The following is a 25,227-nucleotide window of genomic DNA, read 5'->3' as shown; positions in this document are numbered from 1 at the left end:
GCCTGGGGAGGTGGGCTGGGAATGTGGCCCGGGTGGTTGTGGCGAGTGGGTCCGGCGTTGGCGACCGGCCCGCGACGTTGGGACCGGTCTTCGAGAGGCGCCCCTGGAGGGCGGCCGGAGACGGCCTTCGGCGGGCGGAGCCTTCGGAGGGCGGGGCGTGGCGACCACGGGGTCGGAACGATGGTTGGAGGGTGCCCAGTCGTCGAGTGGCACCGGTCGCACGGTGCCAGGTCGAACGGTGCCGGCTGAACGGCACAGGTCGCCGAACAATGCCCGGTCGAGCGATGCCGGTCATCGAAAGATGCCGGTCGCCGAACGATGCCGGTCGCAAAAGGTGCGGTTCACGAGGCTGCGTCGATGTGACGGCTTCAGAGCGCCGGGATGGACGGCCGTACGGGGGCCTCACGGGTCCCGGTGCCCCCATCGACCGTGCAGGGGCCGGAGCCGGGGCCGACGACCCGGCCGACTCCCGCGAGAAGCGACCTGGAGCACCACCCAGCATGCGGAGCCACAAGCCACAAGGAGCCACACGGATTCACGTGGCCAAGAAACGGCGAGGGCGATACTGGGTTCGAACCAGTGACCTCTTCGGTGTGAACGAAGCGCTCTCCCACTGAGCTAATCGCCCGGGCGCACAGAGAACATTACCCCATGTCACGGGGTGCTCCGACCCGCACCAGAGGCGACGCCGGGGCCAACGGGCCGCGCCGTGCGGCCCATGGCGCCTGCTTGCCGGACGGGCTTCACTCCTTGATCTTCCAGGGCATCGCGAAGCCGAATTTCCAGAAGTAAATGGTGAGCAGTACGCCGATGATCACCAGTCCGACCGAGGTCAGAATGATGTTGCGGCGCCGCACCTTGGGGTCGAGCGCCCGCTGTGTCGCCTCGGTCACTTTCCGTTTGGTCCAGCGCAGCACCAACTGTGCCCAGACGAACTCGGTGGCCCAGAGCGCCATGCCGCCGAAGATCACCAGCCAGCCGGGGCCGGGCAGCGGCAGCATGATCACTCCGGCCACGACGACCGCGAGGCCCACCACGAAGACGCCCACCTGCCAGCTGAGGTGAAGCGCCCGGCGGGCCTTGATGAATTCCGGCGCACGCGAGCCGAGCGGCGGCTCCGACTTCGGTTCGTCGGTCACCGCCGCGACCTCCCCCGATTCGTCACTCCCCGTATTCATACGGCCAAACCCTACCTGAAACGTACCGGTGACCGAAATGGTCGTACCCGGCGAACGAATACTGGTCCGGATGAGTTACGTAAACACATGCAAAACGCGCAGAGGGGTTTACAACGGCACCGTAGGTGGCATGTCGATTTCGCTGACGTGCGAATCCCCGAGCGCACACCGAGCGAAAGGCCCTGGCGCTTATGAACACCACGGTGAGCTGTGAGCTGCACCTGCGCCTTGTTGTGTCCAGCGAGTCTTCACTGCCTGTTCCCGCGGGACTCCGGTACGACACGGCCGACCCCTACGCCGTGCACGCCACGTTCCACACCGGAGCCGAGGAGACCGTCGAGTGGGTGTTCGCCCGCGACCTCCTCGCGGAAGGCCTGCACCGGCCCACCGGCACCGGCGACGTCCGCGTCTGGCCGTCCCGCAGCCACGGTCAGGGCGTCGTCTGCATCGCCCTGAGCTCTCCTGAGGGCGAGGCCCTGCTGGAGGCCCCCGCGCGGGCCCTGGAATCGTTCCTGCGACGCACGGACGCTGCCGTGCCGCCCGGTACCGAACACCGCCACTTCGACCTCGACACGGAGCTCTCGCACATCCTGGCGGAAAGCTGAGGCGAGACGACCCCCACCGAGCAGCCCGGCGCCGTCCACTCGGGGAGACGGCTCGGGCCTGGACAACCGCATACGGTAAACATCGGCGCCGTCACCGCGAGGCCTTCCGCGGTGAGGGCGCCGACGTATGCCCGGCCGCGCCCCACTCCGCGCGACCATGTCCCACCGACTCTGCGTCCACGTCCCACACACGGCGCCCGCCCGAGGCGCAGGAGCGGGCCGGCCTCCCTGCCGTCGCGCCACGGCAGGTGCGCTCCTGCCGTGCCGGCGATGGGTTCCGGCCACGTCCCGGCCACTTCCGGCGGCAGTCCGCCCGGAGCCGGCGGCGGACGCGGCCGGCTCCGGGTCCCCCACGGCGCGGAGCCGCTAGGCTCGGCCAGCATCGGCGGGCGTCGGCCCGACCCCCAGGCCAGGGAGCGAAACGTGCTGATCACCCATGACACCCGGTGCGCCCTCGACACCGTGGTCGATCTGGTGAACACCGCGCCGGAGGACGACACCTCCGACGGGCTCGCGGATGTCGCCGCCCTGCACGACTTCGTGCGGAACCACGAGATCAGCGACGTCGGGGTACTCACGGAGCACGACCTCGCCGAGGTTCGCCGGATCCGGGCCCGGTTCGCCACGGTCTTCGCCGCCCCGGACGCCCCCAGTGCCGCGGCGGTGATCAACGAGCTGGTCGCCGCTGCCGGGACCACTCCCCGGCTGACCGATCACGACGGCTACGACTGGCACGTCCACTACTTCGCGCCCGGCGCCTCCGTCGCCGATCATCTCGCGGCCGACTGCGGAATGGCCCTGGCCTTCTTCGTGGTGGCGGGCGAGCGCGAGCGGCTGCGCCGTTGTGAGGCGCCCGACTGCCGCCGTGCCTTCGTCGATCTCTCCCGCAACCGCTCCCGTCGCTACTGCGACAGCCGTACCTGCGGAAACCGGTTGCATGTCGCCGCCTACCGGGCCCGGCGCAAGGAAGCCGCCGGCTGACGGAGCCCTGGGCGGGTGACGCCTCGGGCTCCGTGTACGGCTCAAAGCAGCAGCAGGTCGTGCAGCGAAGCCATGAGCAGCAGACAGCCGATCACCGCCAGGAAGATCATCAGCGGCGGCTGGGACAGTGCGAAGAGACAACCGCGTCGCTCGTCGGGCGCGAAGCGCTCGTCGGGCGTTGGCGCGGAGTCGCTCTGTGTCGTGTCGAGCATCTCGCGGCGATGATGGCGCAGCGAGTACCCTCGCCGCGATCAACACGCCCGAATTGGCCGGGAGTTCAGCAATACCCGTGACTGGTCGGAGCGATCGTGATCGCTTCTGTTGCGAGCATTGATCCTGTGTGTCGTTATCGTCCGTGTCGCTCCGATCGCGATCTCCTGTGACGTTTCAATCGAGGCGTGTTCCGGCTTCCCGAAACGGGGATGGCGAGGATTCCATTCCGTGAACGGGGAAATGGACGAGGGCCACCGTGACCGAACTCAATTCGGTCACGCCGGAGCCACCCGGGTCATATCCCGTGCTTTTTGAGGATGGCCTCGATGTCGCTGAAGTCGTCGGCGGGCTCCGTGGCGCGCGGCTTCGCCGCGGGGCGGGCCACCGGGTGGGTGGCCGGGCCCAGTGAGGGTGCCGACGCCGAGGGAGCCACCGCGTCTTGCTGCGCGGCTCGCGCGGCCTTGCGTTCCTTGCGCGTTCCGCCGCCGCGCCGCTCGACCGCGCGCGTCGTCACGAACAGCAGCCAGGACACGCCCAGCACGCCGAAGCCCGCCCAGGCCACGGGGCTGAACGCGGTGTCCGCCAGCCACTCGACGACTCCCGTCATCACCAGACCGAGCGGGACGAGGGAATAGGCGGCGATGCGGGCCGCGCGAAGGAACCGCTTCCGATAGGCCGTGACCGCGGCGATGCCCAGGCCTGCCGCGGAGACGGCGGAACAGACGGTCTCGGCAATCATCCCGGTCCTCCAGGGCGTAGGGCGGTCGTACGACGCGAGCGCCGGTCCCCTCCATCGTGCACCTCTCGGGGCCCGGTATGCCACGCTCCGGCAGGACCTCAGGGACATATCCGGGTAAGGCTCCTTCCACGGTGCCGGTCCGGGTCCGGGTCCGATTCCGGGTCCGATTCCGGGTCACCGCCAATGGGCTGGGAGACTGTCCGCATGAGCAATCCTTCCCCTGTACTCGACGTCTGGTGCGAACTGCAGTGCCCCGACTGCCGCGAGGCGCTCGACGACCTCCGGGCGCTGCGCGCCCGCTACGGCGACCGGCTCGAACTCCGGCTGCGTCACTTCCCGCTCGACAAGCACCGGCACTCCTTCGCCGCGGCGCAGGCCGCCGAGGAGGCCGCTGAGCAGGGGCAGGGCTGGGCGTACGTCGAGGCGGTGCTCGGCAGGGTGGAGGAACTGTCCCGTAAGGGAGAACCCTTCCTGGTCGAGGTGGCCCGTGAACTCGGGCTGGACGCAGAGGAGTTCGACACCGCCCTGATCGACGGCCGGCACATCCTGATCGTCGACGCCGACCAGGCGGAGGGCAAGGCGATCGGTGTGACGGGCACCCCGACGTATGTCATCGGCGGTGAGCGACTCGACGGCGGCAAGAGCCAGGAGGGGCTGCGGGCGCGCATCGAGGAGATCGTCGACGGGCTGCTCGTCGCACAGGGAGGATGACCAAGGGGGAAGGTGACCACGGAGAGCGTGATCAGCAGGAGGGTGCCGCCGGGGGTGACCGCTGGGCGGCACCGGCCGCGCCGTGCTCAGAGCAGGGGCTTGTACAGGTGCCGGATCGTCGTCTCGTATCCGAGTGACTCGTAGAGACGTTCGGCCGGGGTGTTGCCCGCGAAGACGTTGAGGGCGATGGCCGCGCTGCCGGCGGTGATGGCCTGGGCCTCCGCCAGCAGCATCAAGGAGCGGCCGTGGCCCCGCCCGCGGTACCGGGCGTCGGTCTCCACGTCGTGGACGAAGGCCATGCCGTCGTGGGAACCCAGTTGGAGCGTGCCGACCGGGGTGCCCTCGTGTTCCAGGACACTGAGTGTGACGCCCGCGGTGGCGAGGCCTTCCGGCAGCAGACTGGCGTAGTCCCGCTCGGATTTGGTGCGGGCGTCCGCCTCCGGTACAGCGCAGTTGACCCAGTCCTGCGCGTAGGCCTCCACACTGTGTGCCAGCCAGGGGTCGAACTCGGCCCGGGTCATGGGCCGGCTCCGGCTCCCCGCGGGCAGTTCCGGCGGAATGTCGCCCAGGGTCTTCACCATGCCGCGGCTGCCCAGTACGTAGCCCAGCGCCGTCGCCAGCCTCAGTGCCGCCTCCGCCTCGGCGGGGACGGACGTCTCGATCCGGCGGCAGCCCCAGCCCCGAGCCACCTCCTCCGCGGCGAGCGCGGCCACCGTGCCGCGGCCGCGCCGGCGGTCCGGCTCCCCGATGCGGAGGTCCAGGATCCGGGCGGTGGAGTCACCGAAGACGGGGTGCGTACCGAGGTGTATGACACCCGCCGGACGGCTGTTCACGCACACCTGGTAGCGGCGTGAACGCGTACCGTCCGCCGCCCGCTGGAGCGGCTCGATCGGCCGCAGGGTCGTGGTCATCAGGGTGTTTCTACCCCCTGGACAGTGCCGCGTCTGCCTGGTTCGCAAGGCATTTTTGGATCTTCGCCACGTCGCTGGGAGTCGGCGGTCAGGGATCGAGGTCGTTCCCGGACCGCTCGCCGAAGACCCGCATCGCCTTGGCGGTCACCGGGCCCGGCGCGTCCGCCAGATCACGGCCGTCCACCCGGTGTACGGCCTGGATGTCGCGCAGGGTGGAGGTCAGGAAGATCTCGTCGGCCCGGTCCAGGACGTCCAGAGGCAGGTCGGTCTCCTGCGCGCCCGTCCACTCGACGGTGAGGGCGCGGGTGATGCCCGCGAGGCAGCCGGAGTCGAGCGGAGGCGTGTGGATCTCGCCGTCGAGGACGACGAAGACGTTCGATCCCGTGCCCTCGCACAGCCGGCCGACGGTGTTCCCGAACAGCGCCTCGGAAGCGCCCTGTTCATGGGCGCGGGCGAGGGCCACCACGTTCTCGGCGTACGAGGTGGTCTTCAGTCCGGCGAGCGCGCCCCGCTCGTTGCGGGTCCAGGGAACCGTGATCACGGCGGTGGAGTCGGGGCGCCGGGTGGTCTCACCGACCGCGACGACCAGGGTCGGACCGTGGTCGCCGCGGTCCGAGCCGAGCGGCGAGATGCCTCCGGTGTAGGTGATCCGCAACCGGCCGAGCGCCACGGGGCCGGCCTCCAGGACGGCGGTGCAGGCGCGGCGCACCTCGTCCAGGTCCGGCTCGGGCAACCCCAGACCGCGCGCCGAGCGTGCCAGCCGCTCCAGGTGGCGGGTCAGCGCGAACGGCCGTCCCTCGACCGCCTTCACCGTCTCGAAGACGCCATCACCCACGGTCAGCCCGTGGTCGAGGACGGAGACGCGGGCGGAGTCCAGCTCCTGCAACCCGCCGTCGAGCCAGATCTTCACGTAACGGTCCCTCCACTCGCGTCCTGCTCCCCCTTGTACTCCCCCGACGCTACCGCGAGCAGCCGGGCGGCCTTCAGTTCGGTCTCCAGCCACTCCTGCTCCGGGTCCGAGCCCCAGGTGATGCCTGCGCCGGTACCGAAACGCAGGACGGCCGCGCCCCGGGCGGTCCGGTCAATCCAGAACGTGCGGATGCCGACGGCCAGCTCGCCGGTGCCCCGGTCGGCGTCGACCCAGCCGATGCCGCCGCAGTACGGGCCCCGGGGCGCGGTCTCCAGGGCCTGGATGATGCGCAGCGCGCTGGACTTGGGGGCGCCGGTGACGGAGCCCGGGGGAAAGGCCGCGGCGAGCAGTTCGGGCCAGCCCGCGCCCTCGAAGAGTTCACCGCGGACCGTGGAGACGAGGTGGACCAGGCCCGGGTGCTTCTCCACCACGCACAACTCGGGCACCGTTACGGTTCCGGTGGCGCAGACCCGGCCGATGTCGTTGCGGACCAGGTCCACGATCATCACGTTCTCGGCGTGGTCCTTCTCCAGGAGGTCGGCCTCGGTGCGCCCGGTGCCCTTGATGGGGCCCGACTCGACGGTACGGCCCGTGCGGCGCAGGAAGAGTTCCGGGGACGCGGTGGCGATCTCGACACCGTGCTGCGGCAGGCGAATCGTTCCTGCGTACGGAGCCGGGTTGCCGCGGGCGAGCAGTGCGGTCAGGGCGTCCACGTCGGCGTCGGGGCCGATCGGCGCGGAGAGCACTCGACAGAGGTTGGCCTGGTAGACGTCCCCCGCCGCGATGTGCCCACGGATCCGCCGTACACCCGATGTGTACGCAGCGCGATCGAGGGAGGACGTCCAGTCGCCGACCGCGGGTCCGCGCCAGCGCCCCGCGGTCCCGCCACCGCCACCGCCACCGAGACCGAGACCGGAACCGCCGCTGACACCCGCAGGGCCTCGGACACCGGTGCCGTTGCCCGCGGGAAGGGGCGTCGGCGCGGAGCGGATCTCGCCGAAGCGGGCGCATACCAGGCGGCCCTCGAAGTCGGCGGCGACGGCCCAGAATCCCTCGGAGTCGAGGGCCGCCGGATCGTCCGTGACGTCGAGGAGGCCGGTCGCGAGACGACCGCCGAAACGGGCGAGAGCTGGGAAGTCGGGCACGGAGCCGAGTGTAGGGCGGGTCACCGGCGGGTGCCCGAAGTGTGTCCTGGACCGCACGCAGGGCAGCACGCTGCACAAACGCGTTTTTGTACTGGCACCGGAATCCGCTAGAGTTCAACACGTCGCCGCGACGCGTAAGCGAAGCGGAAACGACAAGCGGACGTAGCTCAGTTGGTAGAGCGCAACCTTGCCAAGGTTGAGGTCGCCAGTTCGAACCTGGTCGTCCGCTCGGACGTGGGGGATCTTCCCGAACCCCCGCAAGCTCCTTGGTGGAGTGGCCGAGAGGCGAGGCAACGGCCTGCAAAGCCGTCTACACGGGTTCAAATCCCGTCTCCACCTCCAAGGACGATTAGCTCAGCGGGAGAGCGCTTCCCTGACACGGAAGAGGTCACTGGTTCAATCCCAGTATCGTCCACTGAGGCCGGGGGGATCCGGAGCACTGCTCACGGGCCGCCGGGCTTCGTCTCGCGCGATTAGCTCAGCGGGAGAGCGCTTCCCTGACACGGAAGAGGTCACTGGTTCAATCCCAGTATCGCGCACGTACCGCCCACGCCCCTCGGGTCGTGGTCCCGAGGACGATTAGCTCAGCGGGAGAGCGCTTCCCTGACACGGAAGAGGTCACTGGTTCAATCCCAGTATCGTCCACACACCGGAAGCCCCCGGCCGTCTCCATACGGCCGGGGGCTTCTTCGTGTGCGCGCTTCGGCGGCAGTGCGCGGCTCAGCTGGAGAACAGCATGTGGCCGAAGCTCTGGTGGCGGTGGTGACCACCGTGATGGCCCCCGTGGTGACCGCCGCCGTGGTGCGGGGCGCCCCAGGCGGGCGCCGGCGCCGCGGGGTAGGCCGGCGGGGCCGGCGGCGGCGGAACATGCTGCGAATACTGGGACTCGAGACGGGTGAGCGCCTCCAGCTCGCCGTAGTCGAGGAAGATGCCGCGACAGCCGCTGCACTGCTCGATTTGGACGCCGTTGCGGTTGTACGTGTGCATCGGCGCATGGCACTTCGGACACTGCATGGTCGGCTCTCCTCGCCGGTCGGTGGCTACGCCAGGACAGACACTGCCCGGCACATGGTCGGTTGCACCTTACTTCGGGAAAGTCCGCGTCAACTGGGGCGGGATGGTGCCCATTCGGTCACACGTGTCGATCACGGCCTGTTCGACTTCGTCCAGGTCACGGCCCGCGGTCACCGACTTGGCTATGGCCAGGGCCGCGGTCTGCACCGTCAGCGCACGGGCCGGGACGTCCAGGGCGGGCCAGGGGTCGCCGTCCGCGGGCACGGCCGGGCCGCCGGAACGCTGGTAGGCGGTGAGGAAGCGGAGCCATTCGTCGGGCGGGAGCAGACCGCAGGCGAACCAGGCGGCGGGGCGCGCGAGATCCCACGCGGGGACGCCGAGCCCCAGGTCGTCGATGTCGATGAGCAGCCAGGGCCCGGTTCGTGCGGGGTACCTCACGAGTTGGCCGAGGTGCAGATCGCCGTGGCAGAGGGTGTCCGCGTACGGCATCGGGGCCTCGGCGCGCGCCCAGGCGGGCAGCACCTCCCAGGCCTGCAGCACCGGCACCGCTGCGGGGTGCGCTCCCACCGCACGCAACCGTGCGACGGCCCGCGCCGCCTTCAGCGGCCCCCGCATCGTCGGCAGCCGCGCCGGCGCGGAGGGCAGCTCGCCGACCGGCACCCGGTGCAACCGGGCGACCAGCTCCCCGGCGGCCTCCCAGGGAGCGGCCTCGGGGTCGTCACGGTCGACCGGAGAGCCGTAGGGCCAGAAGGTGACCGGGCGCCCATGGAGATCGGCCAGGGTGGGGTGGAGGGGCGGGAGGAAGATGGCGCGGGGGGAAGGGTGTACGAGGGTGGCCGGCGGGGTTGGGTTTCCCGGCGGGGGCGTCGGGGTCGTCGGAGGAGGGGCGGGATCCGCCGGGGAGACCGTGGGACCCGCAGGAGGAGGGGCGGGATCCGCCGGGGAGACCGTGGGACCCGCAGGAGGAGGGGCGGGATCCGCCGGGGAGACCGTGCGACCCGCAGGAGGAGGGGCGGGATCCGCCGGGGAGACCGTGCGACCCGCAGGAGGAGGGGCGGGATCCGCCCGGGAGTACGTGGGACCCGCAGGAGGAAGCGTGAGACCCCCCGGAGAAACCGTGGGACCCGCCGCAGGGACCGTAAGGCCCTCCGCAAGGGGCGCCGGACGCGCCGCAGGAACCGCAGAACCCGCCGCAAGGGGCCCGGGACCCGTCGGAGAAACCTTGGGGCCCGCCGCAGGAACCGTAGGTCCCGCCGCGAGGGGTCCGGGACCCGCCGCTGGGGGCGTGGATCCGTCCCGGGGCCCGGCCGGTGGGGCGACTCCTGGGGCGGGCGAGGACGCGTCGTTCGGTCGGGTGGTGCCGGGGCCGGTCGGCGTCGCGCCGTTCGGCGAAACCGAAACCGCACCGACGGTGTCAGCGGCGGCGTCGGCGGCGATGGAGGGTGCGCCCACCTGCGAGGCGGAGCCGGGCGAGGCGGTCCCGGGTACGAGGTGGGTGACGGCGGGGCCGGTCTCCCTCGGGAGTGGCGGGTTGTCCGGACGCTGCGCCGCCTCCGTGCCCAGGCACACCGCCACCGCGAGCCGCAGTGCCAGTTCCTCGTGGTCGCTGTCGGGGCCGTGGGCCTTGGCCACCGTGTCGCCGTGGCGGACCACCGTTCCGTCGGTGCGGTCGGCGAGGGTGCCGTTCTGGGCGGGGCAGCCGCAGGGTGCGTCGTCGGGGTGCGCCGCGCGCCGGGCCCGGGCGGTGAGTGCGGGCAGCACGTGTGCGGTCATGGGTCCCCCAGACGAAGCCGGACGTCCGAGTGAGCGTACGCGGCGGGCGCTGGCACACCGCGGGCCGGGCACAAAAGTAAACGCTCGCGCAGCTCCCCAGCTGCGCGAGCGTTTGTGCCGTCCGCCGCACCCCCGTCCCCACGGGGTTTCATGGCCGGATGTCCCCGCCCGGACCGCTCTTCCGGGCCTGGGGTCGCCGCTCAGCGCCCCAGCATCACGCCCACGGACGACGCTTGTGTGACCACCGCGTCCCAGCCGCCGAAGACGGCTATCAGCAGGGTCGCCAGGGGAAGCACCATGGCCGTGGCCACCAGCGGGTGGCGCTGACCGGACCGGCGGGTACCGAACGCGGCGTACGCCCTGCGTCCTCGTGTGCGGATCATCGTCCGCGGTGCCGTGTCCGCCATGGTCCCTCTCCCGACCGTTCTTCCGAAAAAATCTGATGTTGTGGGAGCGGCGAGTGTCTGACCTCGGGGGACGAGTGCTGCACCCGCCGCTTGACATCAAATCTAGGCGCGGGACCCGCGCCGGTCGTCATGCCCTCGTACCGATTGCCGGGCCTCCCCGAGGATGACCGATCGCACGCCGTGTACTCCCCTGGGTGGAGACGAAGTCCTAGGTCTCGGGGTCTTCCCGGAAGGGACGCCCGGCTTGCCCCGACAGGGACCCCCGCCGAGTGACTTCGCTCACTTCCACCACTCCAGTACGGACCGCCGTCGCCACGCGGCGGGCGGCCGGCTCGCGATCACCTCGTAGGTGCGTGTCCTGTCCCCCGTGACCACGGCGAACTCGGCGCGATCACGCCTCACGATCCAATCCCCCTTCTACGGCGGGCGGTTGGGCACCCCCACGACAGCAAATGGCCTGCATCCGCGAGCCCCTGACCTCCTTTCAATTTTGGCACCGGGCACTGACAATCGATGGGTACCTGAGGGCGCGGCCTCTGCGCGCGCCCGGCCGTGGAAACGTAAGCTGTGGCTCGTCACACGGACCGGGCAGCGGGGATGGACATGGCGATGATGCGCCTGCGGCGCGAGGACCCGCGTGTCGTCGGCTCGTTCAAGCTTCACCGACGACTCGGCCAGGGTGGGATGGGCGTTGTCTACCTGGGATCCGACAAGCGGGGCCAGCGGGTCGCGCTCAAGGTGATCCGGCCGGATCTGGCGGAGGATCAGGAGTTCCGGTCGCGGTTCGCGCGGGAGGTCTCGGCGGCCAGGCGGATCCGGGGCGGGTGCACGGCACGGCTCGTGGCCGCCGATCTGGAGGCGGAGCGCCCGTGGTTCGCCACGCAGTACGTGCCCGGGCCCTCGCTGCACGACAAGGTCGCCGAGGACGGCACGCTGGCGGCCACCGAGGTCGCCGCGATCGGGTCCGCGCTCGCCGAGGGGCTGGTCGCGGTGCACGAGGCGGGTGTCGTCCACCGGGACCTGAAGCCGTCGAACATCCTGCTGTCCCCGAAGGGTCCGCGGATCATCGACTTCGGCATCGCCTGGGCCACCGGGGCCTCCACGCTCACCCATGTCGGCACCGCCGTCGGGTCACCCGGCTTCCTGGCGCCCGAGCAGGTACGGGGAGCCACCGTCACCCCGGCCACGGACGTGTTCGCGCTCGGCGCCACGCTCGCGTACGCGGCGACCGCCGACTCGCCCTTCGGACACGGCAGTTCCGAGGTGATGCTCTACCGGGTGGTCCACGAGGAGCCGCAGCTGCGCGGTGTACCGGACGCGCTCGCCCCGCTGGTCCGCGCCTGCCTGGCGAAGGACCCCGAGGAACGGCCCAGCACGCTGCAGCTCTCCATGCGCCTCAAGGAGATCGCGGCCCGGGAGGCACAGGGGCTCGGCGCACCGCGTCCGCCCGCGCCGCGCTCGCTGGAGGCCGACCGGCCCACGGGCCGTATGGAGCGTTACGACGACCAAGGGGCCCAGGGCGCCGCCCCGGGCACCCAGGGCGGCCAGGGCACCCAAGGCTCCAAGGGAGCTCAGCGCACCCAGCGCAGTACTCGGGGCACCCCGGCACCGCGCAACGGCACCCCGGCATCCCGTAGCGGCACCCCGGCGTCCCGTAGCGGCACTCCTGCGCCCCGTAGCGGCGCATCGGCCCGGTCGGGGTCCCGGCCCGCGCCGCCGCGCTCGTCGGGGGGCCGGCCGGCTCCGCGCAGCGGTTCGGGGCGCCCGGCGCCGCGGCCCACGGGGGCGGGGCGCCGCCCCGCCAATCCCCGGCTGCTGCGGCAGCGCCTCTTCGTGTTCGTGGTGGTGACGCTGCTGGTGGCGCTGGGTATCGCGGCGGCCCAGGGGTGCCAGGGGCCCGCCAACGGATCGTCGCGGCTGCCTGACGGCAGGGATGTCGTTCAGCAGCTGTCCCTGGAGTAGCCGCGGAGATCTCGGGGCCGTGACGAGCGTGTGCTGCTGCGGTCGTCCGTGGTTGATCGCGCCCGCGCCGGACGCGGCCGGATCGCGCGGCGAGCAAGCGGGTCGACACAGCCCCGAGCCAGGGGCGCCAGGCCTTACGACGCCAGGCCTTACGGGGTACAGCCAAGGCGTCCCCGGCTCTTATGGCGCAGCTCAGCCCCGCGGCCGAGGCGCCCCCAGCCTCCAGGGCGCAGTCAGCCCCCGCGGCCGAGGCGCCACAGCCTCCAGGGCGCAGTCAGCCCCCGCGGCCGAGGCGCCACAGCCTCCACGGCGCAGCTCAGCTCTGCGGCCTGCCCGTCGCCACCGCGTAGAACGCCACCGCCGCCGCCGCGCCGACGTTGAGCGAGTCGACCCCGTGGGCCATCGGGATGCGGACCCATTCGTCCGCCGCGACCAGGGCCTGGGTGGACAGGCCGTCGCCCTCCGCGCCGAGCATCAGCGCGACCCGGTCCATCTTGTGCGGGGCCGTCTCGTCGAGGGTCTTCGCCTTCTCGTCGGGGGTGAGCGCGAGCAGGGTGAACCCGGCCTCGCGGACCGACTCGAGGCCCTTGGGCCAGGTTTCGAGGCGGGCGTACGGGACCGAGAAGACCGCTCCCATCGAGACCTTCACCGAGCGGCGGTAGAGCGGGTCCGCGCAGTCCGGTGAGAGCAGCACCGCGTCCATGCCGAGTGCGGCGGCGCTGCGGAAGATCGCGCCGATGTTGGTGTGGTCGTTGACCGACTCCATGACGACCACCCGGCGCGCGGGCCTGAGCAGTTCGTCCGGGGTGGGCAGCGGCTTGCGCTGCATGGAGGCGAGCGCGCCGCGGTGTACGTGGTAACCGGTGACCTGCTCGGCGAGTTCCGGGCTGACCGCGTAGACGGGGGCGGGGAGTTCGTCGATGACGTCGCGCATGACGTCGACCCACTTGGCGGAGAGCAGCATGGAACGCATCTCGTATCCGGCGTCCTTCGCCCGTCTGATGACCTTCTCGCCCTCGGCGATGAACAGCCCCTCGGCGGGCTCGCGCTTGCGGCGCAGTTCCACGTCGGTCAGGCCGGTGTAGTCGCGCAGGCGCGGATCGTCGGGGTTCTCAACGGTGATGAGGTCGGCCACAGAGTGATACTGCCTTGTCCTGGGGGCGGTGCCAACGGCTTTGACGGGGTTGGGTTACCCCGGGTTACTTCTGCGGCTGTCAGGAGCCCTGGGGTACGCCCACGTCGACCACTTCGCCGATCACGATGACCGCCGGGGGCTTCACGTCCTCGGCGCGCACGGCGTCGGCCACCGTCGCGAGGGTGGCGTCCACGCGGCGCTGGGCGGCCGTCGTGCCCTCCTGGACGAGGGCGACCGGGGTGTCGGGGGCCTTGCCGTGGGCCATCAGGGTTTCGGCGATCTTCCCGATCTTGTCGACTCCCATCAGGATCACCAGCGTGCCGCGCAGCTTGGCGAGCGCCGGCCAGTCGACCAACGAACGCTCGTCGTCAGGGGCGACATGACCGCTGACGACGGTGAACTCGTGGGCGACGCCCCGGTGGGTGACCGGAATTCCGGCCGCGCCCGGGACGGAGATCGAGCTCGAGATGCCGGGGACCACCGTGCACGGGATGCCCGCTTCGGCGAGGGCCTGGGCCTCTTCCATGCCGCGGCCGAAGACGAAGGGGTCGCCGCCCTTCAGCCGGACCACGGACTTGCCCTGCTTCGCGTGTTCGATGAGGGCGTTGTTGATGGCTTCCTGCGCCATGAAACGTCCGTACGGGATCTTCGCCGCGTCGATGACCTCGACGTGCGGCGGCAGTTCGGCGAGCAGGTCGCGCGGGCCGAGCCGGTCCGCGATGACGACGTCGGCCTCGGCGAGGAGGCGGCGGCCGCGGACCGTGATCAGATCGGGATCGCCGGGGCCGCCGCCGACCAGGGCGACGCCCGCGGTGCGGGTGCGGTGGTGGGGGGCGACGAGGGTTCCGTCGCGCAGGCCCTCGACCACGGCGTCACGGATCGCGGCGGTGTGGCGCGGGTCGCGGCCGCGCGCGCTGGTGGTGAGCACGGCCACCGTGACGCCCTCGCTGTGGCCCGTCGCCGGGGTCCAGGCCGTCGCGGCGTCGGCATCGTCGGAGCGGACGCACCAGACGCGGTGGCGCTCCGCTTCGGCGGAGGCGGCGGTGTTCGCCTCGGGGTCGCTGGTGGCGATCAGGGCGTACCAGGCGTCCGCGAGGTCGCCGTCCTCGTAGCGGCGCTTCGCCCAGGTGATCTCGCCGGCGTCCGCCATGGCCTCGACGGAGGGGGTCGCCTCGGGCGAGACGAGGAGGATGTCCGCGCCCGCCGCGATGAGCGCGGGGAGGCGGCGCTGGGCGACCTGGCCGCCGCCGAGGACGACCACGGTGCGGCCGGAGAGGCGGAGGCCTACGGGGTAGGCAGGGTGTTCGGCCATGAAGGTGCGGCTCCTCGTCCAGGCGGGCGGTGGGCGCTGCGGCTTCGGAGCGGCCCTGACGTGGGCATTTTATGGGGCGGGGGTATGGGGGCGCCCCGGCCCCCACGCCCACGGCCCCACTTGCCTCACGGTGACGCCGCCCGCCTTCCTGGTGACGCCGCCTGCGATTAGGTGACGCCGTCTACTTCTTCGAGACGCCGTCTCCTACTGCTGGGTGACCCCGTCTTCTACTGCCAAGTGACGCCGCCTACTTCTCGGTGACGCCCGCCGAGTCGAACGTCGCCACCTCGTGCATGGCTCTCGCCGCGCTCTGGACCACCGGGAGGGCCAGCAGGGCGCCCGTGCCCTCCCCCAGGCGGAGGTCCAGGTCCACCAGGGGACGCAGGCCCAGTTTCTTCAGGGCCGCCACATGGCCCGGTTCGGCGCTGCGGTGGCCTGCGATGCAGGCCGCCAGGACCTCGGGGGCGATGGCGCGGGCCACGAGGGCGGCGGCGCCCGCGCTGACGCCGTCCAGGATCACCGGCGTACGCAGGGACGCCCCGCCCAGCAGCAGTCCCACCATCGCGGCGTGTTCCAGGCCGCCGAACGCGGCGAGGACGCCGATGGGGTCGGCCGGGTCCGGCTGGTGGAGTTCGATGGCGCGGCGCACCACCTCGGTCTTGCGGGCCAGCGTCTCGTCGTTGATGCCCGTGCCCCGGCCCGTGACCTCGGAGGGATCCGTGTCGGTGAAGACCGCGATCAGGGCCGCCGAGGCGGTCGTGTTCGCGATGCCCATCTCGCCGGTGAGGAGGGCCTTGTTGCCGGCCGCGACCAGGTCGCGGGCCGTCTCGATGCCGACCTCGATGGCCTTCTTGACCTCCTCCCGGGTCAGCGCGGGACCGGCAGTCATGTCGGCCGTGCCGGCCCTGACCTTGCGCGGGAGAAGGCCCGGGGTGGCCGGGAGGTCCGACGCGACGCCCACGTCGACGACGCAGACCTCGGCGCCGACCTGGTTGGCGAAGGCGTTGCAGACCGCTCCCCCGCCCAGGAAGTTGGCGACCATCTGCGCAGTGACCTCCTGCGGCCAAGGGGTGACGCCCTGCGCGTGCACACCGTGGTCGCCCGCGAAGATCGCGACGGCGGCGGGTTCCGGGATCGGCGGCGGGCACTGCCTGGACAGCCCCGAGAGCTGCGCGGAGATGATCTCCAGCATGCCGAGCGCGCCCGCGGGCTTGGTCATCCGCTTCTGCCGCTCCCACGCCTCGCCGAGCGCCTTGGCGTCCAGCGGGCGGATGTTGGAGACGGTCTCGGCGAGCAGGTCGTGCGGCTCCTCACCGGGCAGGGCGCGGCGGCCGTACGTCTCCTCGTGCACCACCCAGGACAGCGGGCGGCGCTTGGACCAGCCCGCCTGCATCAGCTCGGGCTCCTCAGGGAACTCGTCCACGTACCCGACGCACAGATAAGCGACGACCTCCAGGTGCTCGGGCAGACCGAGCGTGCGGACCATCTCCCGCTCGTCGAAGAAGCTGACCCAGCCGACGCCGAGGCCCTCGGCGCGCGCGGCGAGCCAGAGGTTCTCGACCGCGAGCGCGGAGGAGTAGGGCGCCATCTGCGGCTGCGTGTGCCGGCCCAGGGTGTGCCGGCCGCCGCGCGTCGGGTCGGCGGTGACCACGATGTTCACCGGCGTGTCGAGGATGGCCTCGATCTTCAGTTCCTTGAACTGCTTCGCGCGGCCCTTCGGCAGCGACTTCGCGTACGCGTCGCGCTGGCGCATGGCGAGTTCGTGCATCGTGCGCCGGGTGTCGGCGGAGCGGATGACGACGAAGTCCCAGGGCTGGGAGTGGCCGACCGAGGGGGCCGTGTGGGCGGCCTCCAGGACGCGCAGCAGGACGTCGTGCGGGATGGGGTCGCTGCGGAAGCCGTTGCGAATGTCGCGGCGCTCGCGCATCACGCGCAGCACCGCCTCGCGCTCCGCCTCGGCGTAGCCCGGCGCGGCAGGGCCGGGGGGTTCCGTCGTCTCAGCCACCGCGGCCGCGCTCTCTTCCGTTTCGGCGGCCCTGGTCTCCAGGTCCTCCGCCTGCTGTGCCACCAGGGGTTCCCCGACGGTCGGCTCCGGCACGTCAGGTGCCGCCGGGGCCGGCTGCTCCGCCTCACGCTGAGCGGGAACGCGTACGGGGTCGTCCATGGTGTTCGTGCTGTCCGTACTGTCGGTGTTGTCCGTGGCCGTCTCGAAGCTTTCCGCGCTCTCTTCGGCGCTGTCGGTGGGTTCCTCGGTGCTGTCCGTGCATTCCTCGGTCGCCGTGGGCTCCGGGGTCGAATGGGTCTCCGCAGCGGCCACGGGGTCGGGGGCGGGCTCGGGGGCCGCGTCCAGCTCAGGGGCTTCCGGCTGTACGGCTTCCGGCTGTACGGCTTCCGGGTCTACGACCTGCGGCTCGGCGGCCTCCGGCTGCACGGCCTGCGGCTCCGCGTTCTGCGCGTCCGTGATCTGTGGCTCCGCGTTCTGCGCGTCCGTGATCTGTGGCTCCGCGTTCTGCGCGTCCGTGATCTGTGGCTCCGCGGTCTGCGCGTCCGTGATCTGTGGCTCCGCGAGTGCGGGCTCGGGGGCCTCCACTGCCGGTTCGGTCTCGGCGGGCGCGGGCTCGGGGGCCGTCTGGAGGCCCTCCGGGGCGGCGTGCTGCGCGTGGTCCACGACCTGGGTGAACTGCGGACCCGAGTCCGGGGCCGCCGGGGACGGGGTCTGGGTGGCCGTCTCTTGGGCGTCCGGGGCCGCCGCCACGGCGAGCTCTACCGGGACGGGGTCCGCATCCACGCCCGTGTCCGTGTCCGCCGGGGCCGGCGGTTCGGCGACCGCGGTCACGGACTCGGGCTGCTGCGGAACCTCGCCGTAGGCCTCCGGCTGCTGCGCCTCGGCGAGTGGCAGGGCTTCGGCTTCCGCGAACGGCTCGGCCGAAGCGTCATCGGCGATGTGCGGTGCCGTCTCTGCCTCGGCGAACCGCGGCGGCTCCCCGTCCGGTACCAGGTCCCCGGCCTCGGCGGGGTGGGCCTGCTGCGCGGTGTCCGCAAACTGCGCGAACCGTGCGGCTTCGGGGCTGAACGCGGCCTCGGCGGAGAGGCCGGTTTCGGCGGGGTACGTCGACTGCACCACGTCCGCGGGCTGCACGGGCAGACCGGCGTCCTGCGGGGGCAGTTGCGGACCGCCGTGTGCCATGTCTCCCGCGGCTTCGGCGACTTGCACCTCACCGTCAGCCGGCACGTGGTGGGGCACTTCGGCCTGCGCGAAGTGCGCGTCGGCGGTGTGCGGTTGCTCCTGTGCTTCGCCGTGCGCGGTCGGCTCCTCGGTGTCCGCCGCGGGCTCCGCGTCCGGGGAGCTGTGGGTGTCCGCGGCGGCGTCCGGGAAGGTGACCGGCTCCCCGGCCTCGGGGGCGACCACGGCCTCCGCCGCATCAGCGACCTGCACGCCCGCCTCAGGAACCTGCACGTCCGCCTCAGGAGCCTGCGCACCCGCCCCAGAAGCCTGTACGCCCGCCCCAGGAGACTGCGCGGCCGGCGCGTTCGGTACGTTCTGCGCCTCGGCGGGGGCCTCTTCGCCCCCGGGCACGACCGTTTCTGCATTCGTTGGCGCACCCCAGGGCGTACCGCCCTGCGACGGCACCTCCGCGTGCTGGGGCGCGGGGTGCAGCGTCCTGGAAGCGTGCACGGTGTCGCGCGGGACGTCCAGGTACTCGGGCCCGGTCGTGGGCGGTCCCATGGGGCGTACGGGTGCCCCGGCCGGACCGCGGTCGGCGAGCGAGCGGACCAGGCTGCCGGTGCTGTCCGGGGTGGGCGGCCCCAGGTGCAGTGGGCGGCGCGGAGCCGGCGGCGGGGTGGGTGTTGCGGCGGGCGGCGGTGTACGGACGGCGCTCACGTCGACCGAGCCGCTGTCCCGGCCGGCCGTCTCGTGCGGACCCGGCTCGTGTGCCGCGGGAGCCCCATGCGCCCCGTGCGGGGTGGGGGCCGCCTGGCCCTGCTCGGCCGAGGGCCAGCCACCCTGCACCGTTTCGCCCTGCCCCGTACCACCCTGCGCCTGACCGCCCTGCGCCTGACCGCCCGGTGGAGTGTGTGCCACGGCGCCCGCCTGAGCGGCGCCGTCGTGTCCGGGCGCCGCCGCGTGCGCCGGTGGGGAGTCCACCCAGGCTCCCTGGGCGCCGGGCAGGAGCAGGAGGTCGTCGTCGTCCATGGTGTTCTCGGTGGGGTCGAGGAAGGTGTACGCGGTCGGTGTGGAGACGCCCGGCGGTTCCCCCATGCCTGCGTTCTCCGGCAGTCCCTCGCCCGGGACCTGGCCGGTGTCGGTCATGCGTACCCCTCGCCCATCGGTTGTGCTCCTGCAACCAGCTCGTCCGGGGCGGCGCACCACCGCCCGTATGAAGAACGAGCCTTCCTGCCGTCCGGCACGAACAGTTCAGTCGACAAAGCCACTGAATGGCATTGTCGCCGCCGGTCCGCCCCCTGGGCACCTCCATCCGCCACGGTCTGCTGTGGACTGCGCCACGTTGCCGCGACGTTGCCGCGTCCTTCGATCCTGCCGTACCACAACGCACCACAAACCGGGCGCGCTTTTAGGACATTGAACGACGAACTGCCTGTCGTCCTAGTGCAGTACAACGATCGGCCAGCCTACCGCGCAAGACGGCGTCCGAGGATCGCGGGGCGAGATCGGTCCGGGGTCCGGAGGGTCACGGCGCCAGGTCGGGCAGACGGCCCGTGAGCAGGAACGCGACGCTCCGTTCCTTCTCCGTCCAGAGCTTGGTGTCGAGTTCCACGGACTGCAGGAGTGCGCACTCGACGTGGTAACCGTGCTCGGTCAGGTCGCGCCCGATGAGTTCGGCCGCGTCACGGTTCGCGGCGTGCGTGACGATCCGCTGCGGGCGCCGGTCCGCGACGGCCGAGACGACGGCGGCACCGCCGCCCCCGACCCGTACGACATCGGGCTCGGGAAGGTTCTCCAGGGCGTGCGGGGCGACACCGTGCACGATGTGGAGCTGCACGCCGAAGCGGCGGCCGGCGGCGTCCGTGCGGGCGCAGGCGGCCACGTCCCGGTCGACGGCGATGACGGCGGCACCGCAGCGCGCCGCCTCCGTGGCGAACGCGCCGCTGCCGGAGCCGATGTCCCAGACGAGGTCGCCGGTGCGCGGTCCCAGGTGGGCGAGTTGGGCGGCGCGCAGGAGATCGGTCTCGCCCTCCTGCAGCCGGCCGCCGTACTCCCCGGCGGGCAGCGCCCAGCCGCGCGGGCCGGTGCCGGGGTCGCGGCCGGCGATCCAGCCGCCGTTCTGCGAGGGGACGACGGGGCCGCCGATGACGATGACGACGTTGGGGTCGCGCCAGGTGTGGTCGGCGGCCTTGTCTGAGCTGACGATGGTGACCTGTTCGCGCTCGGTGCCGAGTTCCTCGCAGATCACGAAGGTGCGGTGCACCCCTTCAAGGAGGAGGCCGAGTTCGGCGGGACCGGCGCCGGGCGAGGTCAGGACCGCGACCTTGCCGTGGGCGCGGCAGACGTTGACGGCGCGGCGCAGGGTACGCCGGTGGGCGACCACGACCTGGGCGTCGTCCCAGGGCATCCCGGCGCGCGCGAAGGCGGCGGCCACCGACGAGACGGCCGGGACGACCTCGACCTCCAGGCCGAACTCGGGCGCGCGCAGGGTGCGGACGACGCCGAAGAAGCCGGGATCGCCGTCGGCGAGGACCACGGCGGTGCCGCGGTGCGCGGCGATGCGGCGGGCGGCGAGGGCGACACTGCCGAGCCGGATGCGCTCGGCGGCCAGGGGAACCTCGGGCAGCGCCAGGTGATGGCCCGCGCCGGCCACCAGCGTGGCGGCGCCGAGGGCGGCGCGCGCCGCGGCGGTCAGGGGCGAGCCGTCCCAGCCGATCACCGTGACCCGATCGGCCATCGTCGTCAGTCTCCAGGGGTTTTGCGCAGGTCGTCAGGGAAGGCGCAGCACCGAGAGGGTACCTGGCGAATCCTCCGGCGAAGAGGGCGGGCTGGGCCGGGCGGTTCGGCGACCGTTCAGTTCCAGTCCGCGAACGACGTGAAACCGTCGGAGTCCGCGTGTTGTTCGGCGACGCCTTCCAGGTCCTCGGGCAGCAGGCTCCACACGATGAAGTCGGTGCGCAGATCGGCCCAGCCGCCGGTCTCGGTGCGAGTCCGGGCTATGCAGGCACCCCGCAGCACGCCCTCGCTGATACAGCCGATCTTCTGGGCCACCTGCTGGGAGGCGGTGTTGTCGGCGGCGGTGCGCAGTTCGATGCGCTCGAACTTCTGGTCTCGGAAGAGCCATTGGGCGGTCGCGAGGGCCGCTTCGGAGGCATAGCCCTCGCCGCGGGCCCAGGGGGCGATGATGTACGACATCTCCATCGACCGCACCCGCCAGTCGGCCTTGCTCAACCGAACCACGCCGACCAGGCGTTGGGTGAGGAACTCGGTGACGGCGAAGTCGATGCCGCGGCCCGCGGTGCGCCGGGCGGGGGCTTGCTCGGTGATCCAGGCGTGGGCCTGGTCCTCGCCGTAGGGCTGGGGCACCGCGGTCCAGGCGGCGACCTGCTCGTCGTTCATCATCTCGGCGAGGGCGGGTGCGTCGGGCTCGTCGAGCGCGCGCAGCACCAACCGCTCCGTACTGATGGAGATGTCGGGGAAGGTGGTAGTCATGCGCCGCTCCGTAACCCTCAGAGGCCTGCTGAATGCCCCAGCATGCAGCATCGGGGCGCGTAATCGCACCACGGGGACGCCGTGGGATCCTCGCGCGTTCGCGCGCGGGGACCCCCGGTGCGGTGCGGCGGCGGGGCCGTTCCGGCGGGCCCGCGGAAGAAGGTCCTCGGTTCGGCGGGACGGTCCTCAGGAGGACGCGAGGACCGATCCGTCGTAGGTGTCCTCGATGTACTTCCTCACCTGGGGCGAGGTGAGGAGTTCGGCCAGCTTCTTCACCCGCGGGTCGTCCTCGTTGCCCTCCTTGACGGCGAGGAAGTTGCCGTAGGGGTTGTTGTCGGGGGACTCGAGGACGAGGGCGTCCTCGGCGGGCTTGAGGTCGGCCTCGATGGCGTAGTTGCCGTTGACGACGGCCGCGTCGACGTCGTCGAGTGAGCGCGGGGTCCGGGCCGCCTCCAGCTCCTTGAACTTGAGGTTCTTCGGGTTCTTCGCGATGTCCTTGGGGGTGGCGTCGTCGCCCACGCCGTCCTTGAGGGTGATGAGCCCGTTCGCGCGAGGAGCTTCAGCGCCCGGCCCTCGTTGACGGTGTCGTTGGGGACGGCGACCGTCGCACCGCTCTGCAGCTCGTCGGCCTTCTCGGCCTTGTTCGAGTAGAGGCCGAGCGGCTCCAGGTGCACGGTGGCGACGGGCGCAATGTGGGTGCCCCGCTTCTTGTAAAGAGGGCGCCCGCCAGTTCGGAGCCGGGGCCGGCGAGCAGTTCACCGACCGTGCCGGACTCCACGATGCGGCCCCGCTCCATGAGGGCGGCCGAGTCGCAGACGGGCTTGACCACGTCCATCTCGTGCGTGGTGAGCAGGACGGTCAGGCCGAGCTGCCGGTTGAGGTCGCGCAGCAACTGCAGGATGAAGCGGGTGGTCTCCGGGTCGAGCGCGCTGGTGGCCTCGTCGGAGAGCAGCACCTCGGGGTCGCCGGCGAGGGCGCGGGCGACGCCGACGCTCCCCCAGCGCCTCAAAGGCCTGGGGGGACCCCCAGCTTCTGGCCGCCGGAGAGCTGGGCGGGGTAGGCCCTGGCCTGGTCGGAGAGACCGACCAGTTCGAGCAGTTCCAGCGCCTTGCGGGAGCGTTCCTTCCCCGAGATTCCGAGGATCTCCAGCGGCAGCTCGACGTTTCCTGGACGGCGCGCGCGGACAGCAGGTTGAAGTGCTGGAAGACCATGCCGATACGGCTGCGCGCCCGGCGCGGTTCCCGGCCGGCGCGGGGGCCGGGCCCGGCGAGCGCGGTGAGGTCAAGAAGGCGCACATTCGACACGGACGACACATACAGCGCGCTCCGGGCGTCATGGTCGCCTCGGTCGCCGGGGTGCGGCTGTTCGTCGTGGTCATGCCGCAAGTAAATGAGACGTTACGACGGGACCCGGCATACACTGTCCGACATGTGGACAGTGGTGGACGGTCTCCTGCCGGTCCCCGATGGATCGACGCTTTCTGTCGTGACCAGCACGGACGGCGACAGGAGATCGTGTGCGAAGGCCTCGGCGCCGGTGTGCCGCCTTCGGGGGCTGTGGTCAATGCCACGCCGGCCGGGCGGCGGCCGTATACGGCTCGGGGGTGCGCGCAAGGGGTCGTTTGGGCCGTAATAGGGTCGCCGCATGCTTGCTGCTCTGACCGTGGCGACCGCCGTCGCCGCGCTCCTGCTCGCCGCCTGGTGCGGCTGGGCCGCCTACCGCGATCAGCCGACCAAGGACTGGCACTTCATCGGCATGGCCGTGGTGTCGCTCCTCGCGCTGGTGCAGCTGGGGGTCGGCATCGTGCAGCTGGCGCGCGGCGAGCAGCCGGAGCAGGGCACGACGATCTTCGTGGCGTATCTGCTGGGCGCCTTCGCGTGCATCCCCGCCGCCGGGTTCATGTCACTGGCCGAGCGCACCCGCTGGGGCTCGATCACCGTGGCGGCGGGCGGGATCGTCCTCGCCGTCCTCCAAGTGCGGCTCTACGACATCTGGGGAGGCTGAGATGACGGCCACCAAGGAGAACGGGGCGGGGCCCCGGCGGAACGAGCCCGCGACGGACCGGCCCACGCGGACACGGCTGATCCGCGGGCCCGGCCTGCTGCTGGTCTGGCTCTACGGCGTCATGGTCGTCGGCGCCGTCTCGCGTTCCGTGGTGCAGATCGCCACCGAGTTCGACCATGCCCCGCTGGCCTACTCGCTCTCCGCGGTCGCGGGCGTCGTGTACGGGTTCATCACGTACTCGCTCGTCCGCGGTGGCGAGACGGCGCGGAAGGCCGCTCTGGTCTGCTGCGCCGCCGAACTCGCCGGCGTACTGATCGTGGGCACCTGGACGCTGGTGGAACCGTCCGCCTTCCCCGACGCGACCGTCTGGTCCGACTACGGCATGGGCTACCTCTTCATCCCGGTGCTGCTGCCGGTGTCGGCCATGTACTGGCTGCGCAAGGCCCGCCGGAACCCGTAGCGGGTGCCGGCGGGTGTTCTCAGGACACCCGTGTTCCTAGGCGCTCGCGACGAAGGCCTCCGCGTGGGCGCCCTTCGCCATGGTCACCAGCGTGAGGCGGTCGTGGACGCGCTCGGACGAGACCGTGGCGTAGCCGTGTTTGCGGTAGAGGCGGAGGTTGTGCTCGCTGCGGTGGCCGGTGAAGAGCTGGAAGCGCTTGGCCGCGCCCTCGGTGCGCAGCCGCTCCTCGATGGCCGCGAGCAGCCGTCCGCCCAGGCCGTGGCCCTGCATCCGGGGGTGGACGATCAGCTTGTCGATGCGGGCCGTGCCGTCGGCGTCGACCGCGCCGCGCACCGAGGCCACTACCTCTGCGCCGAGCCGGGCCACCAGTACGGTGCCGCTTTCCAGTTCGCCCTTGAGGGAGTCGAGCGGCTGGGTGAGGGGCTCGATGGAGTAGTCCCCGTACAGTTCGGCCTCGCTCTGGTAGCAGAGGAACTGCAACTTCAGGATCTGCTCGGCGTCCCGCTCGGTCGCCGCAGAGATGGTCACGCTCATGCCCATGTGTGCATGCCTCCCGCTCACCTGTCAGGCCGGTTGTCCCTCACTCCTTTCCCCGCGGTTCACCTGGCGCAACCTCGGCGGCAAGCATTCTGCGCAGACATCCCAGACATCGGGAACGTTCCGGACCCAGACTGCCCTGTGAGATACCCAACTCTCCTGCGATCTCGCGGTAGGTCAGGTCCTGTGGGGAAAGCAGGGCGGCCAGCAGGCGCGGGCAGCGGCCGGGCAGCCGGGGGACGGCGGCGTGCAGGGCACGGCGGCGGGCCGCGGTGAGCGCGATCTGTTCCGGTCCGGGGCGGGCGAAGTCACCGGGCTCCGCGGGGTACGGGAGTTCACGGCGGGCCGTCCGCCGGCTGCGGCGTGCCTCGGAGCGGACGGCGCGGCGCAGCCAGCGCTGGGGGTCGGCCGGCGGGCCTTCCGCCTCCAGTCGCTCCAGCAGGCGCACCCAGACGGCCTGTTCCAGATCACCCGGGTCGGAGCCGGAGCCGGGTGCTTCGGCCGAGGCCTCCGCGGCGAGGAGGGGTCGGAGCGTGGCAACCATGTCGGGGCTCATGCCCGGCGGGACGCGG

22 protein-coding genes, 6 tRNA genes and 3 pseudogenes are annotated in these 25,227 nt (G+C 71.8%); 11 read left to right on the top strand and 20 right to left on the bottom strand.

Features of this window, described 5'->3' with window-relative positions; genetic code table 11:
- Nucleotides 1–556 precede the first annotated feature (556 nt).
- A tRNA-Val gene (locus EF387_RS22280) sits at nt 557–628 on the bottom strand.
- Between the two features lie 115 nt (nt 629–743).
- Complete coding sequence (locus tag EF387_RS22275) at nt 744–1,178, bottom strand: TIGR02611 family protein (protein ID WP_128378360.1); 435 nt, start codon at nt 1,176–1,178, stop codon at nt 744–746.
- Between the two features lie 191 nt (nt 1,179–1,369).
- Between EF387_RS22275 and EF387_RS22270 the strand changes: the two genes are divergently transcribed.
- Nucleotides 1,370–1,783, top strand: coding sequence for an SsgA family sporulation/cell division regulator (locus tag EF387_RS22270; RefSeq protein ID WP_128378359.1), 414 nt, complete (start codon nt 1,370–1,372; stop codon nt 1,781–1,783).
- A gap of 423 nt (nt 1,784–2,206) precedes the next feature.
- The gene (locus EF387_RS22265) at nt 2,207–2,764 is read left to right on the top strand and encodes a CGNR zinc finger domain-containing protein (protein WP_128378358.1); all 558 of its coding nucleotides are present in this window, start codon (nt 2,207–2,209) and stop codon (nt 2,762–2,764) included.
- A gap of 41 nt (nt 2,765–2,805) precedes the next feature.
- Here EF387_RS22265 and EF387_RS47520 read toward each other — a convergent pair whose 3' ends face one another.
- A complete protein-coding gene (locus EF387_RS47520) occupies nt 2,806–2,976 on the bottom strand; it encodes a hypothetical protein (protein WP_202918345.1) in 171 nt (56 codons plus the stop codon).
- A 296-nt stretch (nt 2,977–3,272) separates the two neighbouring features.
- Nucleotides 3,273–3,716, bottom strand: a complete 444-nt coding sequence (locus EF387_RS22260) for a hypothetical protein (protein ID WP_128378357.1) — start codon at nt 3,714–3,716, stop codon at nt 3,273–3,275.
- 204 nt (nt 3,717–3,920) lie between these two features.
- Between EF387_RS22260 and EF387_RS22255 the strand changes: the two genes are divergently transcribed.
- Nucleotides 3,921–4,427, top strand: a complete 507-nt coding sequence (locus EF387_RS22255; protein WP_338058120.1) for a DsbA family protein — start codon at nt 3,921–3,923, stop codon at nt 4,425–4,427.
- Between the two features lie 86 nt (nt 4,428–4,513).
- Here EF387_RS22255 and EF387_RS22250 read toward each other — a convergent pair whose 3' ends face one another.
- The 3 genes from EF387_RS22250 to EF387_RS22240 form a co-directional block, all read right to left on the bottom strand.
- On the bottom strand, nt 4,514–5,338 hold the full coding sequence (locus EF387_RS22250) for a GNAT family N-acetyltransferase (RefSeq protein ID WP_128378355.1): 825 nt from the start codon (nt 5,336–5,338) through the stop codon (nt 4,514–4,516).
- Between the two features lie 88 nt (nt 5,339–5,426).
- A complete protein-coding gene (locus tag EF387_RS22245) occupies nt 5,427–6,248 on the bottom strand; it encodes an aminotransferase class IV (RefSeq protein ID WP_128378354.1) in 822 nt (273 codons plus the stop codon).
- Nucleotides 6,245–7,393: a chorismate-binding protein gene (locus EF387_RS22240; protein ID WP_128378353.1), complete on the bottom strand. Its 1,149-nt coding sequence runs from the start codon at nt 7,391–7,393 to the stop codon at nt 6,245–6,247. The genes EF387_RS22245 and EF387_RS22240 overlap by 4 nt, the downstream gene beginning before the upstream one ends.
- Before the next feature lie 156 nt (nt 7,394–7,549).
- On the opposite strand from EF387_RS22240, the gene EF387_RS22235 reads away from it, so the two are divergent.
- From EF387_RS22235 to EF387_RS22215, 5 genes are all read left to right on the top strand, one after another.
- Nucleotides 7,550–7,622 (top strand) — tRNA-Gly (locus tag EF387_RS22235).
- Between the two features lie 39 nt (nt 7,623–7,661).
- Nucleotides 7,662–7,735, top strand: a tRNA-Cys gene (locus tag EF387_RS22230).
- A gap of 1 nt (nt 7,736) precedes the next feature.
- Nucleotides 7,737–7,808 (top strand) — tRNA-Val (locus EF387_RS22225).
- A gap of 52 nt (nt 7,809–7,860) precedes the next feature.
- A tRNA-Val gene (locus tag EF387_RS22220) sits at nt 7,861–7,932 on the top strand.
- Nucleotides 7,933–7,966: 34 nt separating this feature from the next.
- A tRNA-Val gene (locus EF387_RS22215) sits at nt 7,967–8,038 on the top strand.
- A gap of 75 nt (nt 8,039–8,113) precedes the next feature.
- On the opposite strand, the gene EF387_RS22210 is transcribed toward EF387_RS22215, so the two are convergent.
- The 4 genes and pseudogenes from EF387_RS22210 to EF387_RS49460 all read right to left on the bottom strand — a co-directional run bounded on the left by EF387_RS22210 (nt 8,114) and on the right by EF387_RS49460 (nt 10,989).
- On the bottom strand, nt 8,114–8,407 hold the full coding sequence (locus tag EF387_RS22210) for a TFIIB-type zinc ribbon-containing protein (RefSeq protein ID WP_128378352.1): 294 nt from the start codon (nt 8,405–8,407) through the stop codon (nt 8,114–8,116).
- 69 nt (nt 8,408–8,476) lie between these two features.
- Nucleotides 8,477–9,268, bottom strand: a pseudogene (locus EF387_RS22205) (phosphotransferase); the annotation flags it as partial.
- Nucleotides 9,269–10,380: 1,112 nt separating this feature from the next.
- A complete protein-coding gene (locus EF387_RS22195; RefSeq protein WP_128378351.1) occupies nt 10,381–10,587 on the bottom strand; it encodes a hypothetical protein in 207 nt (68 codons plus the stop codon).
- A gap of 279 nt (nt 10,588–10,866) precedes the next feature.
- Nucleotides 10,867–10,989, bottom strand: coding sequence for a hypothetical protein (locus tag EF387_RS49460; RefSeq protein WP_274388953.1), 123 nt, complete (start codon nt 10,987–10,989; stop codon nt 10,867–10,869).
- 195 nt (nt 10,990–11,184) lie between these two features.
- On the opposite strand from EF387_RS49460, the gene EF387_RS22185 reads away from it, so the two are divergent.
- A complete protein-coding gene (locus EF387_RS22185) occupies nt 11,185–12,549 on the top strand; it encodes a serine/threonine-protein kinase (RefSeq protein ID WP_162467193.1) in 1,365 nt (454 codons plus the stop codon).
- Between the two features lie 316 nt (nt 12,550–12,865).
- On the opposite strand, the gene EF387_RS22180 is transcribed toward EF387_RS22185, so the two are convergent.
- The 7 genes and pseudogenes from EF387_RS22180 to EF387_RS22150 all read right to left on the bottom strand — a co-directional run.
- Nucleotides 12,866–13,684: a TrmH family RNA methyltransferase gene (locus EF387_RS22180; protein ID WP_128378349.1), complete on the bottom strand. Its 819-nt coding sequence runs from the start codon at nt 13,682–13,684 to the stop codon at nt 12,866–12,868.
- 79 nt (nt 13,685–13,763) lie between these two features.
- Complete coding sequence (gene cobA, locus EF387_RS22175; protein ID WP_128378348.1) at nt 13,764–14,996, bottom strand: uroporphyrinogen-III C-methyltransferase; 1,233 nt, start codon at nt 14,994–14,996, stop codon at nt 13,764–13,766.
- 247 nt (nt 14,997–15,243) lie between these two features.
- Entirely contained in the window at nt 15,244–19,308 is a 4,065-nt protein-coding gene (gene cobT, locus EF387_RS22170; protein ID WP_128378347.1) for a nicotinate-nucleotide--dimethylbenzimidazole phosphoribosyltransferase, read from the bottom strand.
- A gap of 379 nt (nt 19,309–19,687) precedes the next feature.
- Nucleotides 19,688–20,899, bottom strand: coding sequence for a precorrin-6y C5,15-methyltransferase (decarboxylating) subunit CbiE (gene cbiE, locus EF387_RS22165; protein WP_128378346.1), 1,212 nt, complete (start codon nt 20,897–20,899; stop codon nt 19,688–19,690).
- Nucleotides 20,900–21,015: 116 nt separating this feature from the next.
- On the bottom strand, nt 21,016–21,654 hold the full coding sequence (locus EF387_RS22160; protein ID WP_162467187.1) for a GNAT family N-acetyltransferase: 639 nt from the start codon (nt 21,652–21,654) through the stop codon (nt 21,016–21,018).
- A 186-nt stretch (nt 21,655–21,840) separates the two neighbouring features.
- A pseudogene (locus EF387_RS22155) lies at nt 21,841–22,364 on the bottom strand (MetQ/NlpA family ABC transporter substrate-binding protein); the annotation flags it as partial.
- Nucleotides 22,355–22,937: pseudogene (locus tag EF387_RS22150) on the bottom strand (ATP-binding cassette domain-containing protein); the annotation flags it as partial. The pseudogenes EF387_RS22150 and EF387_RS22155, both read right to left, overlap by 10 nt.
- 361 nt (nt 22,938–23,298) lie before the next feature.
- Here EF387_RS22150 and EF387_RS22145 point away from each other — a divergent pair.
- The gene (locus EF387_RS22145; RefSeq protein WP_128378345.1) at nt 23,299–23,658 is read left to right on the top strand and encodes a hypothetical protein; all 360 of its coding nucleotides are present in this window, start codon (nt 23,299–23,301) and stop codon (nt 23,656–23,658) included.
- A 1-nt stretch (nt 23,659) separates the two neighbouring features.
- Nucleotides 23,660–24,118 carry a hypothetical protein gene (locus EF387_RS22140; protein WP_238431635.1) on the top strand — a complete coding sequence of 153 codons (459 nt, stop codon included), beginning with the start codon at nt 23,660–23,662 and terminating at the stop codon, nt 24,116–24,118.
- A 36-nt stretch (nt 24,119–24,154) separates the two neighbouring features.
- Here EF387_RS22140 and EF387_RS22135 read toward each other — a convergent pair whose 3' ends face one another.
- Nucleotides 24,155–24,658, bottom strand: coding sequence for a GNAT family N-acetyltransferase (locus EF387_RS22135; RefSeq protein ID WP_128378344.1), 504 nt, complete (start codon nt 24,656–24,658; stop codon nt 24,155–24,157).
- 40 nt (nt 24,659–24,698) lie between these two features.
- Nucleotides 24,699–25,211, bottom strand: a complete 513-nt coding sequence (locus EF387_RS22130; RefSeq protein ID WP_128378343.1) for an RNA polymerase sigma factor — start codon at nt 25,209–25,211, stop codon at nt 24,699–24,701.
- Nucleotides 25,212–25,227: the final 16 nt, after the last annotated feature.

Origin of the sequence: Streptomyces cavernae (assembly GCF_004023625.1) — a bacterium.
Lineage (GTDB): Bacteria > Actinomycetota > Actinomycetes > Streptomycetales > Streptomycetaceae > Streptomyces > Streptomyces cavernae.
This window is presented reverse-complemented; position numbering and strand designations above follow the sequence as displayed.

Coding starts and splice junctions, on each gene's coding strand:
- EF387_RS22140 (WP_238431635.1), top strand. CDS start 23,660: ATGACGGCCACCAAGGAGAACGGGGCGGGGCCCCGGCGGAACGAGCCC.
- cobT (WP_128378347.1), bottom strand. CDS start 19,308: ATGACCGACACCGGCCAGGTCCCGGGCGAGGGACTGCCGGAGAACGCA.
- cobA (WP_128378348.1), bottom strand. CDS start 14,996: ATGGCCGAACACCCTGCCTACCCCGTAGGCCTCCGCCTCTCCGGCCGC.
- EF387_RS22255 (WP_338058120.1), top strand. CDS start 3,921: ATGAGCAATCCTTCCCCTGTACTCGACGTCTGGTGCGAACTGCAGTGC.
- EF387_RS22260 (WP_128378357.1), bottom strand. CDS start 3,716: ATGATTGCCGAGACCGTCTGTTCCGCCGTCTCCGCGGCAGGCCTGGGC.
- EF387_RS22270 (WP_128378359.1), top strand. CDS start 1,370: ATGAACACCACGGTGAGCTGTGAGCTGCACCTGCGCCTTGTTGTGTCC.
- EF387_RS22145 (WP_128378345.1), top strand. CDS start 23,299: ATGCTTGCTGCTCTGACCGTGGCGACCGCCGTCGCCGCGCTCCTGCTC.
- EF387_RS22195 (WP_128378351.1), bottom strand. CDS start 10,587: ATGGCGGACACGGCACCGCGGACGATGATCCGCACACGAGGACGCAGG.
- cbiE (WP_128378346.1), bottom strand. CDS start 20,899: ATGGCCGATCGGGTCACGGTGATCGGCTGGGACGGCTCGCCCCTGACC.
- EF387_RS22210 (WP_128378352.1), bottom strand. CDS start 8,407: ATGCAGTGTCCGAAGTGCCATGCGCCGATGCACACGTACAACCGCAAC.
- EF387_RS22250 (WP_128378355.1), bottom strand. CDS start 5,338: ATGACCACGACCCTGCGGCCGATCGAGCCGCTCCAGCGGGCGGCGGAC.
- EF387_RS22185 (WP_162467193.1), top strand. CDS start 11,185: ATGGACATGGCGATGATGCGCCTGCGGCGCGAGGACCCGCGTGTCGTC.
- EF387_RS47520 (WP_202918345.1), bottom strand. CDS start 2,976: ATGCTCGACACGACACAGAGCGACTCCGCGCCAACGCCCGACGAGCGC.
- EF387_RS22275 (WP_128378360.1), bottom strand. CDS start 1,178: ATGAATACGGGGAGTGACGAATCGGGGGAGGTCGCGGCGGTGACCGAC.
- EF387_RS22160 (WP_162467187.1), bottom strand. CDS start 21,654: ATGACTACCACCTTCCCCGACATCTCCATCAGTACGGAGCGGTTGGTG.
- EF387_RS22135 (WP_128378344.1), bottom strand. CDS start 24,658: ATGGGCATGAGCGTGACCATCTCTGCGGCGACCGAGCGGGACGCCGAG.
- EF387_RS22130 (WP_128378343.1), bottom strand. CDS start 25,211: ATGAGCCCCGACATGGTTGCCACGCTCCGACCCCTCCTCGCCGCGGAG.